Source organism: Ruegeria sp. BC3, assembly GCF_056539265.1.
The window spans coordinates 788,194-805,170 of the sequence record NZ_JBQFUP010000002.1 but is presented as its reverse complement, the minus strand read 5'-3'; the positions used below and the strand labels follow the sequence as shown (position 1 = coordinate 805,170).

The following is a 16,977-nucleotide window of genomic DNA, read 5'->3' as shown; positions in this document are numbered from 1 at the left end:
CAAAAATCAAAAAACCACAATCGACCAAAATTGATCCCCAAGATCAATCAATTGCTGGCGCGACGCTATCATCCTTCCGTCATTCGGAACGCAGGTTTGATTTGCGATGCAACCATTCCCCCTAAAAACCTAAGAAATCGCGAAAAAAACCCCAATTCTATGTCGTTTACCAGCACGAAAAACGAACTTTCCAAAGGCGTGGAAGTACGTAATATCACCGCTGGAAAATGGTGTAAGTGGCTGAAAAATAGCCAAAGACCCAAAGAATGACCGAGGGATAAGATGGCGAATTTCAGTGTTTCAGGCGGACAAACCGCTGAGTTCTTTGATACGTCACCCGGAGGTGGATTTGTCATTGATTTCACCTCTCTCGACAACAGTTTTGCGCTTCAGATAAACGGTGTGAACCTGTTTGTTGGCGGTCCGGGTGGGGCACCGAATGAGCTTCAATTCCAGATTCCGGGAACATCTGGCCAAACGGTTCGCTTTGCTGATGGTGACCGGTACGAAGTCGATACGCCCGCTGTTTGGCAGCTAGGAAACACCGATCCTGATGCTCCCGTCGTCCGTTTAGTTGTGAACCCGGACGGGACCATCGAGCTGTATGGTATCAAGACAAACAACGGTCCGTTGGAGCCGTTGGAGTTGTTTAGTGGGTTAACAGTGAACTCTGCGGCCATCGCAGCCGCTTGGAACGACACTGGGACAAATAGGATCCTCCTGACACAGTCCCAAACCGGACCGACGAACGCCAGCGGTGAATTCGAGGATGTATTATGTTTCGGCGCCGGTACTTTGATCGAGACGGATGCAGGAGCAGTTCCGGTCGAGGATCTGCAGGTCGGAGATCAGGTGATGACGCATGATCACGGTTTGAAACCTCTGCGATGGATTGGCTCATGCCGGTTGAGCAATGCTGAGCTAGAGGCCGAACCTCGTTTGAGACCGATCCGTATTTCGGCGAATGCACTGGGCGCAGGACATCCCAAACAGGATCTGATCGTGTCCCAGCAGCATCGCATTCTTGTCTCGTCCGCGGTTGCTCAGCGGATGTTTGATCATCAGGACGTATTGATCCCAGCAAAGAAACTGCTGTCATTGAATGGTATCGACATTGTGACGGATACCCCGAATGGTGTGGGGTACTATCACCTGCTGTTCGATAATCATGAGCTTGTTTGGTCCAACGGTGCCTTGACAGAAAGTTTGTACACCGGGCCCGAAGCCCTCAAGTCGGTTTCCGCAGAAGCTCAGCAAGAAATAGAAGACCTGTTTCCGGACTGCTGCAACCCACAGTTTGAAGCATTGTCCGTGCGTTTTATCCCTAAAAAAGGGAAACATATGCAGAAGCTGGTCGAGCGCCATCAATCGAACAACAAACCCCTGTACAGCTGAACAACGCCCGATTGACTAAGCACCGCCCAACCTGATCGCGCGGGGTAGGGCGTCGTATTTGCCCGGCCAATCGGGTCGAACCTGTGTCTTCCTCCAGACAAACCGTGTCCAGTTCTCGGAGTGCTGAGAAAAAACTTGCAGGCCTGGAAAACAGTCGCGCAAGCCATCTCCGCCTGTTTTCGGATGGCAATCGTGTTCAGGGACCAGGTCACTCAGGGATCAAAATTTCCTAAAAAAATAATTAAAGTATTGATTTGAAACATAATTTCGACACGCCGCTCGCAAATCGAACCCTTGCCTGCTCGATAGCTCTGATCCGGTCCGCAACTGGAACCGGAGACAAAGGATGTTGGCAAGAATAATTGCATGCCCCCAAAGGAAGGTATCGCCCCGGGCGGTCGTCGAGCCCTGGTATGGCATCGCTCGAAAACTGGCCGCAGTCGCCACGTTTCTTACATTTGTGCTTGCGGCCCCTGCCCCTGCCAGAGCTCAGGGGCCCATGATCGTTGGCAGTGATCGTGGCGGGTATTTGCACGACAGGTTGATTGAGCTCGAGAATCTTCAGCGCCACGGAATTCAGGTCGAAATACGCGGGCGCGTTTGCTTTTCAACGTGCACAATGTTTCTGGGTCTCCCCGGAACCTGCGTCAATCCGGATACGACGTTCGGCTTTCACGGCCCATCCCGCAGCGGGCGTCGGCTTGCACCGGCGGATTTTGACTATTTCAGTGAGGTCATGGCTTCATACTATCCCGAACCGCTCAGAACCTGGTTCATGGACAAAGGCCGTAACCGGATAAACGGGGTTTACAAGATCAAGGGTACTGAACTTATTCGCTTGGGCATCCCATCATGCCAAACGGCGTGACGAGGGCTTGTTCGGATCAACGGGAAAGGGTATAGGCCTTGGTTTCCGAACGGTTACGCTTAGATACAGTGCAGTTACCGGTCAAATACCCAGTCAGGAGACCCCTTCATCGTGCTGTCATCGCTGTTTCAACGTTTCGGACGGCGGGCGGTGTTTTCCAACCCGCAGCCGGATACTCCGATCTGTGTCATCGGGGACGTGCACGGTTGCATGCGGCAGCTGGAGAACCTCCTGCCCCAGATCCCTCAGGATCACCACGTCATATTTGTTGGGGACTATATCGATCGCGGTGAGCAGAGCGCTGATGTCTTGCGCCTGATCCAAAGCCGATCGGATTTCACTTGCCTGAAGGGTAACCACGAAGACATGATGCTGGCCTTTCTGAGCGACCCGGAACAGAACGGTCAACGCTGGTTGCGATTTGGTGGTTTGCAGACCCTGGCATCCTTCGCTGTAAAGGGAGTGCGCGCTGAGATGAGCGGCGACGAGCTTGTCGAATGCCGTGACACTCTGCTGGCGGAAATGGGACACGAGCTGCTTGAGTGGCTCAACGCGCTCAAGCCTTTCGAGCACACCGGGAATGTTCTGGTTACACATGCCGGGGCTAACCCCAATACCTCGGCGGATCAGCAATCCGAAAAGACGCTGATGTGGGGACATCCTGATTTTCGTTCCGTTGATCGGCAGGATGGGGTTTGGGTTGTATATGGTCATACGATTGTTGATCGTGCGACAGCGCATCGTGGTCGAATTGCCGTGGACACAGGCGCGTTTGCAACTGGAGTATTAAGTGCCGTGTGTCTGAACGGCGGCGAGCCTGAGTTCATAACGGCCCGTCCATAGCCTTCGTACCATTACACTCTGTTGAACAAAACGCGCATGCAGTCGGTACCTGCAACAGTGTCGGTGCTCGAGGAACAACACGTTTTTTCCGTACCAGACCAATCCCGGCCTTGTCACCATAGGGTCGTTTCAATAGGACCGAAGGGTCCGCGTTAATAAAATTGAGCTATTTATGTTGATCAGCCCAGTCCTTCTTTGCGGTGGCTCTGGCACCCGCCTATGGCCGTTGTCGCGCAAAAGCTATCCCAAACAGTTTGTTCCGTTGGTTGGGGATGAAACGCTGTTTCAGGCGTCGGCACGTCGATTGTCAGGCGAAAATGCCGGTTTGAAATTTGACGCGCCGATGGTGCTGACCAATTCAGATTTTCGGTTCATCGTAACGGAACAACTACAGTCAATCGGAATTGATCCCGGTACCATCATGATTGAACCCGAAGGTCGAAACACGGCCCCCGCGGTTCTTGCGGCGGCCCTGCATGCTTTTGGCAAGGACGAGGGCACAGTTTTGCTGGTTGCCCCGTCCGACCATGTCGTACCGGACGCGGCAGCGTTCCAGGCCGCCGTTGCCCGAGGATTGGATGCGGTTGCGCAAGGCCAGTTGGTGACTTTCGGTATCACCCCAACGCATCCTGAGACCGCTTACGGCTATCTCGAACTGGCTGCCGTGCCCGGCAACGACGGAGCTCCGGTGCCTTTGAAAACATTCGTTGAAAAGCCAGACCTCGCCCGGGCCACAGAAATGCTGGCCGCCGGGAACTACAAATGGAACGCGGGGATTTTCCTGTTCCGTGCGGCAGACATTATCGCGGCGTTTCAGGCCCACGCGCCTGAATTGATGGATCCGGTCAAAGCGGCCGTCGATACGGCCGCGGTGGATCTTGGCTTCCTCCGTCTGAACCCCGAAAGCTGGGCGCAGGCCGACGATATCTCGATCGACTATGCCGTCATGGAGAAGGCCACAAACCTGTCGGTGGTGCCATTCGATGCGGCCTGGTCGGATCTGGGGGGCTGGGATGCCGTATGGCGCGAAAGCGGGCCAGATGACCAGGGCGTGGTGACCAGCGGCAGCGCAACGGCGATCGATTGCCAGAACTCGCTTTTGCGCTCGGATAGCGAGCAGCTGGAAATCGTGGGGATCGGGTTGGATAACATCATCGCCGTGGCGATGAACGACGCTGTTCTCGTCGCCGACACATCGCGGGCTCAGGACGTTAAAAAGGCAGTGAGCGCGCTTAAGGAAAAAGGCGCGCCACAAGCGACCGCATTCCCCAAAGATCACCGTCCCTGGGGCTGGTTTGAAAGTCTTGTGGTGGGTGACCGGTTCCAGGTGAAGCGCATTCACGTCCATCCCGGCGCGTCGCTAAGTTTGCAAAGCCATTTCCACCGCTCGGAACACTGGATCGTGGTCGAGGGCACAGCGCGCGTAACCATCGACGATACCGAGCAATTGGTGACAGAGAACCAATCGGTCTACATCCCTCTTGGGGCTGTCCACCGGATGGAAAACCCTGGCCAAGTCCCCATGGTCCTGATCGAGGTTCAAACCGGCACCTATCTGGGTGAAGACGACATCGTTCGCTACGAAGACAAATACGCGCGCGGTCAAGGGGCCAAAGGCTGACGATCATCTGCCGCGCTCTTGTCTCAGGGGTGCGGCAGCCTTCTGGCATGAGGGTCATGGGAAACGCCCGCCGGTACGATGCAACGCGCGGTGGGCTGTCGGATCATTAAACGGTTCTACCTAACGTGCCGCTGTTTGACACAGACAGCGAGACTTCTTCCATGACGACAAATCCCTTTCTAGACCGTGCCTCAAGCCTGTCCGGCCCGGCGCGTGACATTGTTCCTGTTGTAGCCTCGGACAGCGCGGACCTGACCGACGTGGCGATCGGTCTGTACGTCGAAACAGGCGGTTCGGTGGTTCTGACGACGGTTCAGGGCGAAACCCGAACAGTCATCGTGACGGACTTTTCGATCCTGCCCGTGGGCACGGCACGCGTACATGCCACCGGAACCACCGCGACCGGTATTCATGCGCTGGTTCTTGCGTGACGCCCTATCGTCAAACGTAAGGCTGGATACTGCCGCTCATCTCTGAGCGGCAGGTCATTCATACGGATCCCGGTCAGTCCGCGCCGAACAGATCGCGGGTGAACACTTTGTCCGCGACATCCTCGAGTTCAGGGCTGAACCGGTTGGCGACGATCAGATCGGCCTCAGACTTGAAGGCCTCGAGATCGCGCATGACGCGAGAGCGAAAGAACTCATCTTCCTCAAGCGCAGGTTCATAGACAATCACCTCGACGCCTTTGGCCTTGAGCCGCTTCATGATGCCCTGTATCGACGATTGTCTGAAATTGTCGCTGCCCGCTTTCATGACCAACCGGTGAATGCCGACGACCCGAGGACCCTTCATCAGGATCTGATCGGCCAGGAAATCCTTGCGCGTTCGGTTGGCGTCCACGATGGCGCGGATCAGGTTTTGCGGCACGTGGTTATAGTTGGCTAACAGCTGTTTGGTGTCCTTGGGCAAGCAATAGCCGCCATAGCCGAAAGAAGGGTTGTTGTAGTGGTCGCCGATACGCGGGTCCAGTGAGACCCCTTCGATGATCTGCCGCGTGTTCATGCCACCTGCCATCGCATAGCTGTCGAGTTCATTGAAGAAAGCTACGCGCATGGCGAGGTAGGTGTTCGAGAACAGCTTAATCGCCTCGGCTTCGTCCGGGTCGGTGAACAGAATGTCCACATCTGCGGTCAGGGCCCCTTCGAGCAATAGCTCGGCAAACACCCGCGCCCGGTTCGAGCGCTCACCAACGATAATGCGTGAGGGGTGCAGGTTGTCATACAACGCCCGCCCTTCGCGCAGGAACTCTGGCGAGAATATGAAGTTATCGCTGCCGAGCTCGACACGCAGGGACCGAACAAAGCCGACCGGGATTGTCGACTTGATGATGACTGTCGCGGCGGGGTTTACCGCATTCACCTGTCGGGCGACGGCTTCAACGCTGGACGTATCGAAGTAGTTGGTTTTGGGGTCGTAATTTGTCGGGGTCGCGACGATCACAAACTCGGCGTCTTCGAAGGCCGGTTCCGTTGTTGCCCTGAGAGAAAGAGTGCGATTGGCAAGAAAGTCTTCCAGTTCGGCGTCTACGATTGGGCATTGGCCGGAATTGACCATCTCCACCCGAGCCTCAGAAATGTCGATCGCCGTCACGTCGTGATTCTGTGCCAACAGGACCGCATTGGACAACCCAACATACCCAAGCCCTACAACCGCAATCTTCATAACTTCGCCCTCATAAATTCAAGCCAGAACAGCTTTCAACTGATTGATTGCGCGCAAATTGTAAATGCTCATGCGCGTTGCGAAAGGCATCAATTTGAAATGCAGCCCCAAGATGACGTGTCTTCCCTCGGTCAACTCGTTCTTTGCCCTGATCAGCGCCATAGCGGTCCTGACATTCAGTTATCTGCACTTCTGTGCATGGATCCTAAATATCCTGGTAAATTTTTGTTATTACGCCATTCTCAGGTTGAAACAGGTGTGATAACGATCAGCCAAGACTTGATTTAGGAGCTTCAAGATGATCAGAGCAACTCTTCTTGCACTGGCCCTTTCTGCGACAGGTGCATATGCGCAGGATGCCGGAGCTGCGGGTGCTGCACAGGGTGGTGCTGGCGGCGGTGCCGGAGCCGGCGGCGCGGGTGCTGGTGGTGCCGCTGGTGGCGGCGCAGCTGGTGGTGCTGGCGCAGCAGCGGGCGCGGCTGCGGCTGCGGGCGTAACAGGATTTGTTCCGCTGGTCGTTCCCGCGCTGGGTGCTGCTGCGGCGGTTGCCGGTGTTGCTGCTGCAGGTGGTGGTGGATCGACAACCAACACAACAAGCACAAGCGGCACAAACTAAAGCTCAGGCTTTTTGTCCGACAGAAGTACAAACAGCGCGTCTTGCAGATGCGCTGTTTTCTTTTTGCCAGGTTGGTTTTCGGTCGATCGGAAGCTGCGGGGTGTTTCAGTGCCCAGCCTAATCCTGTCGCGAGCTTTGATAACCTAACCCTGCCATCACCAACCCCAGCGTGGTCAAGCCGGTGCTCCGGAGAAACCTGGATACAGGTTATGTCTTTGCGAACGGGTCAACGCTGGTTTTAGCCTTAGGTCGAAGATGTCTCGGCCAACCTAGTCGACATAGTACTTGCTGGCGTACTTTCCGTAAGAGTACCCGTAGTGTTTCGCGGATTTGGCGTTGATCTGGCCGAGGATAAGCCCGGTGATTCTCTGATTGTCGGTTTGGAACAGACGCATGGCCTCGACGACGTCCTGTTCCGACGTATCATTCCACTTGACGGTCAGAAGCACCGCATCTGCATTGCGTGCGATAAGGCGCGCATCCGAGACCAACAGGGTCGGCGGCGTGTCGATCAGGATGATGTCATAGAGCTTGCGCATATCATCCAGAAATGCCCGGAAGCGGTCCGAGGCAAAAAGGTCAGCAGCGTTGGCCGATGTCTTTTCGCCAGCCAGAATGTCACAACCCAGCAGCGGATCCTGGAAAATCGCTTCTTGCGGGGTGGCGTCGCCGGCCAGCACGGACACGATGCCGTTCTTGGGCGCGCCTTTCAGCTGCGCGGTCATGGTCAACCTGCGGATATCGCCTTCGACCAGCAGAACCTTCTTTCCGATCCCGACGAAGTTCTGCGCTAGGGCCAGAGAGTTCGTGGTTTTGCCTTCACCAGGCAGGGATGATGTCATCACCACAACCTGCGGTGGGCGGTCCACATTCGACAGCATTAGTGATGTGCGCAGATTGCGCACGGCTTCGGCAGTGGCGGAAGACGGTTTCGATGCGAGATACTCCAGAACTTTACGGCGACCACGCGCCGGGAAGGTCGGGATTTGGCCGAGCACACTATGACCTGTCTTGCGCTCAAGATCGCGGGCCGAGCGATAGCCCTTGCGCCGTGCCTCAGCCAGCAGGACAATACCCACGCCCAGCATAAGACCCAGAACCGCAGACAGAGCCAGAATCCGCGATTTGCGCGGCGATGCGGGCATGTTGGGGATGACCGCGCGCGACAGTTGTCGGCTGTCGGCTTTCTGGATGCCTTCCTGCGCCGAGGTCTCTTTCAGGCGGGCCAGAAAGTACTCATAAAGCAACCGCACGGCTTCGGCTTCGCGCGCAAGCTGTTGCAGTGTAATCAGATCTGAGCTCTGGGTCGCAATCTGTTGTGCTAACTCGTCGGCCGAAACCGTCAGAGCCTGAACCTGCTGAGTTGCACGGCGTGCTTCCAGCACTGTGCGGGCCACCAGACGCTGAAAGGCGGTGTCAAAAGCGGTTTCGCCCGCACCGGACCCGTCAATTTGAGCGTACAGACGTTGCAGTTCAGGGTTCTGACTGACTTCGACCTGGGCTGCGCGGTCATCCGCACCACTCAGGGCGTCTGCCTTTGCTTGGGCCGCGGTAAGGTTCGCTTCGGCCGACACGCGGCGTTCGCGCAGATCTTTCAGCTGCACTTCCTGAAGTCGCAGGGCTTCTGGCGAAACCAAAGCGGTTGTGGAATTGAAATCATTGACCTTTGCTTCGGCCGTCTCAAGATCGATCTGCAACTCGGCCACGCGCCCTGTCAGCCACGTGGTTGCCTGTTCCGTCGCCTCGAACTTCACTTCGATTTGGTTGAGGGTATACAGCTCGACGATGGTGTCCGCGATCAATGCTGACTTGCGCGCTTGTGTTGTTTCGGCAGTGACCTCAAACACCAGGCTCTGGCGCACGTTTCGAACGGTGACTTTTTCCAGTAGCGCGGAAACCACACTGTCACGCGTTAACTGCGCAGCCAAATCGTCAGGCACGGGTGCCGGTTGTGCGGCAGGCGACAAAACCGACCTGACAGCTTGATTGGCTTGCGCCAGGAATGAAGGCACCTGCAGCGACGTGTTGAATTCTGGGTCCGAGGTCAGATCAAGCCTGTCCACAACTTTGCCCATCAACCCACGCGACCGTAGGACCTCAAGCTCGGAGTTTACGGTTTCCGAATCTCCCGCCAGTCCGCCAACAACACTTTGCAGGTCCACAACGCTGGCCTGTTCCGTCTCAAGCATCACCACCGATGTGGAATGATACAGTGGCACGGCAGCCACAAACGCATAGTAGGCCCCGACAAGGATTGCGGCGGATGTGGTCAGCGCAATGACCCACTTTCCACGCCACAGGGTTCGGACCACGGCCACAAGATCGATACCATCCTCTGCCGAGTCATCGATTACAGATGTGCGGCTGGATTTGAACTGTGCGTCATGAATCGGAGTTTGCTTCATGCCAAAATTGAATCCTAGTGAGTGGCCATAGTGACGCGAATGCGACGCCGCTTTCTATAGGCCCTCGCCTCAAAGTGAAAGGGGAGCCTTTTGGCATTTAGTTCACGGCAGCGTTGATTGGTGTTGTTATGAGGGATGGTGTGATTTGCGAGATTGTTCTGCCCCATTTTGTGACGGGGTTTTCTGCGATGAAGATGATGTCGTTGCTGCGCAGTTGGAACTGGGCTGCGAGGGTGAGTTGTGCGGCGTTTCGGATATCGAGGTGCCATGCGGTGACGGCGCCGAATTCGCGGGCGTCGTCTGAGGCGCGCAGGACGTAGACTTCGGATGCGTCGCCGGTTTCCTTTGCGATGCCGCCGCCGGTGTCGAACAGCGCGTCGGCGAGTGTCGCGGTCTGGTTGAACGGCAGGGCATAGCGGCCTTGGGTGCGCACTTCGCCGGACAGGTAGACATAGTCGCGGTCGACAGCGTCCAGCTCGATCGACTGGACGAAGTTGTTGCGACGTTCATCCAGATCGTCGCGGCGCAGGGAGACGGCTGTGTTCAGTTCCTGCAGGGCGGTCTGGCGGCCTTCCAGCACGGTCTCGCGCAGGGCGATCTGCTGGGCAAAGTAGCGCTCGGCGCGGTCCAGGTCATAGTCGGTGTCGACAAAGACCGAGTCATCGGCGATCAGGTTGAGGTTCTGCAACTCGGTGCGCGAATAGAGGTCTTCCAGCGGGATCTGATAGACCTGCCCGTCGCGGTAGAGGCGGACCGAAGAGTTGTCGATATCGCTGACCGAGACGGATCCGGCGGCCGACAGCGCCTCGCCCAGGGTCAGTTGGGTCAGGGTGATGGGTTGCACGCCGGGCTGGCCGACGGCGCCGCCGACCGAGACGCGGCGCGAGTTGAACTCGGCGATCTCGAGGCTGAAGGTGGGGTCGATCTGGTTCTCGACCAGGCGCTGGAACAGGATGGCCTCGGCCTCGTCCACGGTCAGGCCGACCAGGCGGACGCGCCCGACATCGGGGATGTTGATCGACCCGTCATCCTGCACGGTATAGCCGTTGCGGCTGTTCTGCGCGGCCAGCAGGCCCGATAGCTCTCCGGCGGTGCCTTGCGTTGATGGGGTCGACAGCACCAGCACGTCGCCGATGCCGATGGTATACGGCCCCGGATTGACCTGCGGCGGCGGGTCCAGCTGCAGGCGCGCGCGCGATCCGTCCTGGGTCGAGGGGGCCTCGGGCAGGGGGCCGGTGCCGCGCAGGCTGGTGGACGAGCCCGAGCCGGCGGATTGCGCAAAGACCGATGGCAGGGTTTTGGGTGCATAGGGCGAGCGGTTGGCGACCCGCACGGTCTCGGGGGTCACGGACACGACGCGGACCTTGCCGGCGTCCGACACCCCGGCGGTGACCGATGAGCTGCGATAGATGGTCGAGCATCCGGCGACCAGGGCACTCAGCGCCAGCGCCCCGAGAAACAGCGGGATCCGGCGTATGATGCGGTCTTCATGGTTCGACGTCTTAACGGTCATCGGGCACATCCTTTATGAACATATTCCCCAGGAACTCACCGGTCCATTGCGAGGACTGGACGATGCGTCCGGTGCTTTGGCGCACCCAGTAAACGTTGGTAAAGCGATCTGCCACCCCGAAGCAGTCCTCTTGCCGTTTTTCCGTGGCGACAGGGGTGCCGCGCAACAGAACGGTCTCGGGGCCCAGCGAGGTGATCTGGCAGTCATAGGCGCGCAGTTCGATCTCGTCATCGCCGTTGAGAAAGCTGTGGAACCGCTCGGCCCGGCCCGCGCCAGGGCCCAGGATCAGCGCCGCGCTCTGACGGACATCCGAGCCCATCATGCCATCGCCAAAGCCAAGGGCCGAGGTCAGCAGGCCACGTTCCAGCGTGATGGTGGCCCCGTCTGCGGTCAGCCAGGTCTGCACCCCGGCGCGCTCGGTCTCAAGCAGCATGACGCCGGCCAGATCGCGGCTGGGAAAGCCGACCTCAAGCCGGGGCGGGATCGGGCGGCGGGCAGCCAGCGCCTCGGCGCGCGGGTTGAACCGCGGCGTGTTGGGAAACAGCGTGCCCCTGAGCAGGTCGACATCGTCCTGCGCCTCACCGCAGGAGACCAGGACCAGGGCCAGCAGGGCGGTGCGCAAAATCTTCATCGCCAGAACCTCGCCCAGCTGCGCGACAGATCCTGCGCGCGCGCCTCGCGGGTGACGCCATACAGCCGGTTGCGCACGTTCAGCCGTGCGCCGCCATCACGCAGGACGGGGCGGATGGTCTGCGCGATCTTGTTGCGCGACGGGCGTCCGGTCATCCACGAGATGGGGATTTCCAGCCGGATGCCCTTGTCGAACGAGCCCTCGCCGAACTCTTCCGAGCTGACATTGGTCAGGGTAAAGAACGCGCCCACCTTGAAGCCGTTGTTGAACTCGCGGTCCAGGGTGAAAGTGGCGCCATAATCGCCCGCCAGATAACGCCCGACATCGACCTGCGCGTGATAGTCGCCCGGCAGATCGTAATAGGCCGAGACATGCCCGGTGAAGACGTTGTAATCCTGAAGGCCGAACAGCACGTCAAAGTCACGCTGGACCACATAGTTGGCCTCGGCCCCAAGGGCCAGACGGCTGTTGGTGGGATACCACAACAGCTCGGTCGACAGCCCGCCGAACATGGTCTCGAGATAGCCCAGCGTGGTGCGGGCATAAAGGTTCTCGCCCGGCCGCCACATATACTCGCCGGTCATATGTTCGATCCGCAGGTTGGATTCGCGGGCATAGATGTTCCAGTCCGAGCGCACCCGCGGCAGGGTCGAATCCGAGGGCCGGGTGCTGTCGTCCAATGTGCTGAGGATCGGCTGGCGCAGCCCGGTCGAAAAGGTCAGGCCCGGCGTGACGGTGTAATCCAGCTCCAGCGCCACACCCACCTCGTAGCGCAGCGGGTCGTCGGGGTCGAAGAAGGAAAAGTTCAGGTAGGGCCCGAAGCTGTAGGAAAAATGCGGGAAGGCATCGGTCAGAACGCCGCCCTGCACCAGCGGCAGCGTGTCCGAGATCTGGGCCCGGGCAAAGCTGCGCCAGGTGTTGTCGGGGTCGTGTTCCAGATCGTACAGGTCGTCACGATTGACGCGCACCGCGCTCAGCGGCACGCCGTTCGACATCAGCGCGATGTCGAAATGCTCGGCCTGGGGCGGCTGTTCATTGGCCAGCACCCGCGCGGTGCGACCCAGGGCCTGCGCCGCCTGACCATAGCGGTTGTTCTCGACCCCGATGCGGACCGTGTCGCCGGTCTCGGACAGGTAGACCAGCCGCAGTCCCTCCTGGTTCAGCGCCGACTGCATCCGGGTGCGGATTGCGTCGCTGTCGGCTGGGGTCGTTGCGGCGGCAACCTGGGACCGGGGCAGCAAGGGCGGCGGCGCAGAGCCCTGCCCGCCGGGCGTCACCGCTTTGCGCGGATCGACGAAATAGCTGTAGGTCAGCCCCAGCGAGTTGCCATACAGAAGCGACGCCGTCAGCTGCGATCCGTTCCTGAACCGGTACTGCGCGCCGACATTGATCGGAGTCTTGACCTTGAAAATGCCGCCGTCGCTTTCCTGTGTGTACAGGTCGGGCGAGTACTCGGCCAGGAAGGCCAGCCTGTCATTATACTGCCAACTGGCCCCGCCAAACAGGGCCGCGTCGCCGCGGAACCAGTTGCCGAACTCTACCTCGCCGCCCTGACCGTTCGAGTTTGACGCCGGTCGCGTGTCGAACCGGCTGCCGAAGATGCCCAGCGGGTTCGAGAACGCCCCGCGACCCGCCATGCGCCCCCAGCCGATGCCGCCGGTCAGCTTGAACCGGTCGCGAAAGGTCTTGGTGGCCACGAAATACTCGGCCGCATAGACACCGGTGCCGCCGAAGTCGCGCAGGCCCATCACGATGGCCGGGCCGTTCCTGCTTTCTTCACGCAACCGGAAGTGGACATCAAAGCTGCGGTCATACAGCGTAGCGCCGGGCCCCTGGAAGTCGTTCAGAACGGAATAGCGGAAACTGCCATGAACCCAGGGCAGCAGCTGAAAGGTCATCGTCGCCCGACCAGTGTTCCTCAGCCCCGCTGCGGTGAAAACCAGCTCGCCATCATCGAACATCTCAGCGGTCGGGATCTCGATCAGGCCGGGGGTGCCGTAGGTCGACACAGACTGCGCCTGTGCAAGGCCCGTCGCCAATGCGCAAACCAGGGCCAAAAGGCCCGTTCGCCGGTGTGTCACTGCTCGAATCTTCACGTCACTTTCGCCGCATTTTTGCCGCGATCACCTAGATGCTTTCCTGAAAAACGTCCCGCACCAATTCAAACCAAAAAACGTTTCTTTCAACTCTGTGCTCAAAATACAATCAAAGAAAAACGCTAAAGCGGAACAGACAAAAACCAACACATTCAAACGCCCGAAAACTGCTGACGCAGGGAAGCGTGTTGCAAAATTCATATTCTCTGAGGGACTGGTCGTCGGCGTTCGTTCTCTCGTAAGGTCGATATCGAATACTCGGCCTAGTTGTCTCCGGTGAGACGGCCGATAATGCGGTTCAGCATTTTTGACATTCTTTCAGCGGTGACGGGCATCCCTGAAACACTTTGCTGTATGAAGTATCGGTAGGCCCCGTCCAGAATGACATAGATCTCGACGCCCGAGACGTTCTTCGCAGCGAATTTCCTGCCCAACTCGTCGCAGATCTCGATAAACCGGGCCTCGACGTCGGCAACGCGACCTCTCAGTTGGCCGTCGAACATCGCCTGATTGCGGATGTCATACCAAAGCCGGTGCATGTTCGCGTGGTTGGCAATCGAATAGGCAAACAATTCGACATAGGCGCTGCGCGCCGCATCCGGGGTGAGGTCGGCATCAAGAATCTCGGTCAGCTGACCGGTAAAGCGATCGACAGACAGGTCGATACAATACAGCAGAAGCCCCTCTTTTTCGGGGAAGTAGTACTGTATTTTTCCCAGCGAAACCCCGGTCGAGGCCGCAATGTCTCGTAAGGTTGTGTTGGCATACCCGGCCTGTGCAATCGTCTTGATCGCATTTTCGGCAAGTTCGCGGCGTTTGTGTTCTCGGTTCCTGTCACGCTGCTTGGCGCGATTCTCGGGCAAGTTTTGGATCATCGGCCTCTCATAGCGCAATTTCCGCCAAAGTGTGAGGGGTGGCCCCAACTTCACAAAACGTGGGCGAAAGCGCTGAAAACACAACATTTGCGGCGCAAGACAATTACAAATCAGTTGTACCATACAAGCGTATTGAAAAGATTCAAATTTTGTGTAACAAAAGGTTGTCACAAACGACAATAAATCCAGCCCACTGGCAAGCAACAGGGATAGAACCATGACCAATCCAGGATTCGCCCGGATCATTGACGGGTGTCGTGCAGGACAGTTTAGTCCGATGCGCCGCGCAGTTTCAGGAGGGAAACGGCGTTCGCGATCGGGCTGATTATTCACCAAATTCAAACAAGCGACGAGGAGATACCAGACCGGTGCGTCGTGCACCTCGATAACAACCAAAAACCGGCCTGCGATTGGGCTGCAAGAACGACAGGGACAATGAAAAATCGCGCAACCGGCCTTTGGCCGAACAAATTGGTGTTGCCTGCTGCATGCCTGCCTGCTCACGGGGCACAGCGAGGCAACTAAACGGAAGCCCACATTCCGTTTTCGCATGCGATTGCGACGCCCACACTATGCGCGCTTCCCTACTGCTCTGCACACAGACCTACAAGCCGGAAAACGCACTTGGGTGGCGACATGTTCGCGAACCGGGTGCCCAACAACGTGCCGTTCGCGGCGCATGCAACAGACCGGCAAGCGAATTGCACACGGTCACATCAAATCCTCTGGGTCGCTCGATGAGCTGACACAAGAGAAAGGGAGGGAAGTATGAAGAAAATTGCAACACTGGCATTGGGTGCGGGCCTGATATCAAGCCCCGTTCTTGCGGGCGGGATCGAAGGGTTTCCATCCGAAACCCGGTTCCTGTTCGAGCAGGGTCGTTATGTCGAGATCACCGGGGGATGGGCTGACGGCAAGACCGAAGGTACGGAGCTTGGCCAACCCACAGGCGATGTAACGCCCAGCATCAGTGGTCTGTCTTTGGCGTACAAGCAAGACCTTGGGGAAAAGTGGGTTTTCGCGATCCGCGGGTTCAACTCGATCAACTACAAACTGCAGTATCCTACGGGAACGGGCGCTCCTTCTGCGGGAACAAACGTCCGCTATCGCGGCACCGAAGTCGCACTGATGGCACGCTATAAGTTCAACGAGAATATTAGCGCCTATGCGGGTATTCGCTTCGAAAAGCTGAACGACTTCAGCGGCGCTCTGATCAACCCCTCCCTTAGCTATTCGCTGGACTCCGAAGGCGACTACAACCCCGGTTTTCTTGTGGGTGCAGCGTACGAGATCCCGTCGCTCGCATTTCGTGCCGACCTGACCTATTACTCGAAGATCGATCACGATTTGGACGGGGTCGAGCAGCTTCAACCGCTGGCACCAAGCGACGTGACAACCGAGTTGACCACGCCACAGACAGTTGCGCTAAACGTGCAAAGTTCGATCAGCGGCCCGTGGGGCGCCTTCGGGTCGATACGCTGGAGAAACTGGGATGACACCGCGGTCCAATCGCCTGCCCTTGGTGGTCCGCTCGCAGAGTTCGCAGAAAACTCGGTCGATTATCAGTTGGGCGTCGGATACCTGCTGAACCCGAAATGGTACTTTTACGGCATCCTGTCGCGGTCTCAGCCCGAAGGCGGTTTTATCGGGTTCGATTATCAGGGCGGCGGCAAAGGGATCACTCTGGGGGCCGTGCACTCGATCGGTCAGACCCGCATCCTGGTCGATGTCACCTATGGAACACTTGGCGATGTCAACGAACCGGATGCCGGTCTGCAAATCCGGAACGTGTCCGGCACCGCAGTTCGGGTGAGTGTATCGCACAACTTCTGATCACATGTACGACCGTCATTTGCGGTCGAACCCCATCCGCAAATGGCCGACGCAATGCGTCCTCTACATCGGCGGCCATTTGCTTGTTCGGGGCTTTGGAAGTTGAGACAACCTGCCAACTTTGACAAAAAACTCAGGGTGTGATCTTGTTTGAGTGATCGTTCACTTATCCGATGTCAAGGAGACCCCAAAGGATCATCTGTCGGCTGGCAATCGGCAGATCCGCAAAGCAAACGGCGTTGCCAATGGCATTTTACCTGACGGGCTCATCTTATGACTCCGAAAATGTACTGACGTCACCCACGTATCATATGAGGGCAGCAAGCCCCGCCAAAACGAGAACCTAATGCAATACATCAAATCCCATCCGTTTTCCTGGATCGTCTTCGTCTGCCTGCTGCTGGCAACATGGTTTCAGGTCTATTCGATCTGGGGCGCGCTTTTCATGTGGTGGGCCGTTTCGTCCTTCATGACCGGACAGGCCTTTCTGATTGAAACAATCGACAGCCGGGAAAACCCACCCCTCTTCTACGCCATTACGACCATGTGGTTCCTGTTTGGCCTGCTTTACGTCGTGCAGGACCTCGCGTGGCGGTTGTTCGGAATTTAAATCGGT

14 protein-coding genes are annotated in these 16,977 nt (G+C 57.8%); 8 read left to right on the top strand and 6 right to left on the bottom strand.

Annotated elements, in window-relative coordinates:
- From ACR0MV_RS08945 to ACR0MV_RS08925, 5 genes are all read left to right on the top strand, one after another.
- On the top strand, positions 1 to 270 hold a 270-nt coding region (locus ACR0MV_RS08945), incomplete at its 5' end, for a hypothetical protein (RefSeq protein ID WP_480701865.1).
- Between the two features lie 132 nt (positions 271 to 402).
- Positions 403 to 1,395: a Hint domain-containing protein gene (locus ACR0MV_RS08940; protein ID WP_480701864.1), complete on the top strand. Its 993-nt coding sequence runs from the start codon at positions 403 to 405 to the stop codon at positions 1,393 to 1,395.
- 979 nt (positions 1,396 to 2,374) lie between these two features.
- Positions 2,375 to 3,106, top strand: coding sequence for a metallophosphoesterase family protein (locus ACR0MV_RS08935; RefSeq protein ID WP_480701863.1), 732 nt, complete (start codon positions 2,375 to 2,377; stop codon positions 3,104 to 3,106).
- Between the two features lie 172 nt (positions 3,107 to 3,278).
- On the top strand, positions 3,279 to 4,727 hold the full coding sequence (locus tag ACR0MV_RS08930) for a mannose-1-phosphate guanylyltransferase/mannose-6-phosphate isomerase (protein WP_480701862.1): 1,449 nt from the start codon (positions 3,279 to 3,281) through the stop codon (positions 4,725 to 4,727).
- A gap of 161 nt (positions 4,728 to 4,888) precedes the next feature.
- Positions 4,889 to 5,158 carry a spike base protein, RCAP_Rcc01079 family gene (locus tag ACR0MV_RS08925; RefSeq protein ID WP_170429797.1) on the top strand — a complete coding sequence of 90 codons (270 nt, stop codon included), beginning with the start codon at positions 4,889 to 4,891 and terminating at the stop codon, positions 5,156 to 5,158.
- A gap of 73 nt (positions 5,159 to 5,231) precedes the next feature.
- On the opposite strand, the gene ACR0MV_RS08920 is transcribed toward ACR0MV_RS08925, so the two are convergent.
- A complete protein-coding gene (locus ACR0MV_RS08920; RefSeq protein WP_480701861.1) occupies positions 5,232 to 6,392 on the bottom strand; it encodes a nucleotide sugar dehydrogenase in 1,161 nt (386 codons plus the stop codon).
- A 298-nt stretch (positions 6,393 to 6,690) separates the two neighbouring features.
- Between ACR0MV_RS08920 and ACR0MV_RS08915 the strand changes: the two genes are divergently transcribed.
- A complete protein-coding gene (locus ACR0MV_RS08915) occupies positions 6,691 to 7,008 on the top strand; it encodes a hypothetical protein (RefSeq protein ID WP_170429792.1) in 318 nt (105 codons plus the stop codon).
- Positions 7,009 to 7,277: 269 nt separating this feature from the next.
- Here the strand turns inward: ACR0MV_RS08915 and ACR0MV_RS08910 are convergent, their stop codons facing one another.
- From ACR0MV_RS08910 to ACR0MV_RS08890, 5 genes are all read right to left on the bottom strand, one after another.
- Positions 7,278 to 9,413, bottom strand: a complete 2,136-nt coding sequence (locus ACR0MV_RS08910; RefSeq protein WP_480701860.1) for a polysaccharide biosynthesis tyrosine autokinase — start codon at positions 9,411 to 9,413, stop codon at positions 7,278 to 7,280.
- Between the two features lie 97 nt (positions 9,414 to 9,510).
- The gene (locus ACR0MV_RS08905; RefSeq protein ID WP_480701371.1) at positions 9,511 to 10,926 is read right to left on the bottom strand and encodes a polysaccharide biosynthesis/export family protein; all 1,416 of its coding nucleotides are present in this window, start codon (positions 10,924 to 10,926) and stop codon (positions 9,511 to 9,513) included.
- Positions 10,916 to 11,557 (bottom strand): YjbF family lipoprotein, encoded by a 642-nt coding sequence (locus ACR0MV_RS08900; RefSeq protein WP_170429855.1) that lies wholly within the window; start codon positions 11,555 to 11,557, stop codon positions 10,916 to 10,918. Before ACR0MV_RS08900 ends, ACR0MV_RS08905 begins: the two co-directional genes overlap by 11 nt.
- Positions 11,554 to 13,638, bottom strand: coding sequence for a YjbH domain-containing protein (locus ACR0MV_RS08895; protein WP_480701369.1), 2,085 nt, complete (start codon positions 13,636 to 13,638; stop codon positions 11,554 to 11,556). The genes ACR0MV_RS08900 and ACR0MV_RS08895 overlap by 4 nt, the downstream gene beginning before the upstream one ends.
- Positions 13,639 to 13,916: 278 nt before the next feature.
- A complete protein-coding gene (locus ACR0MV_RS08890) occupies positions 13,917 to 14,528 on the bottom strand; it encodes a TetR/AcrR family transcriptional regulator (protein ID WP_170424246.1) in 612 nt (203 codons plus the stop codon).
- A gap of 768 nt (positions 14,529 to 15,296) precedes the next feature.
- Here ACR0MV_RS08890 and ACR0MV_RS08885 point away from each other — a divergent pair.
- Both ACR0MV_RS08885 and ACR0MV_RS08880 read left to right on the top strand, forming a co-directional pair.
- A complete protein-coding gene (locus ACR0MV_RS08885; protein WP_480701859.1) occupies positions 15,297 to 16,361 on the top strand; it encodes a hypothetical protein in 1,065 nt (354 codons plus the stop codon).
- Positions 16,362 to 16,707: 346 nt separating this feature from the next.
- Complete coding sequence (locus ACR0MV_RS08880; protein WP_480701858.1) at positions 16,708 to 16,971, top strand: hypothetical protein; 264 nt, start codon at positions 16,708 to 16,710, stop codon at positions 16,969 to 16,971.
- Positions 16,972 to 16,977: the final 6 nt, after the last annotated feature.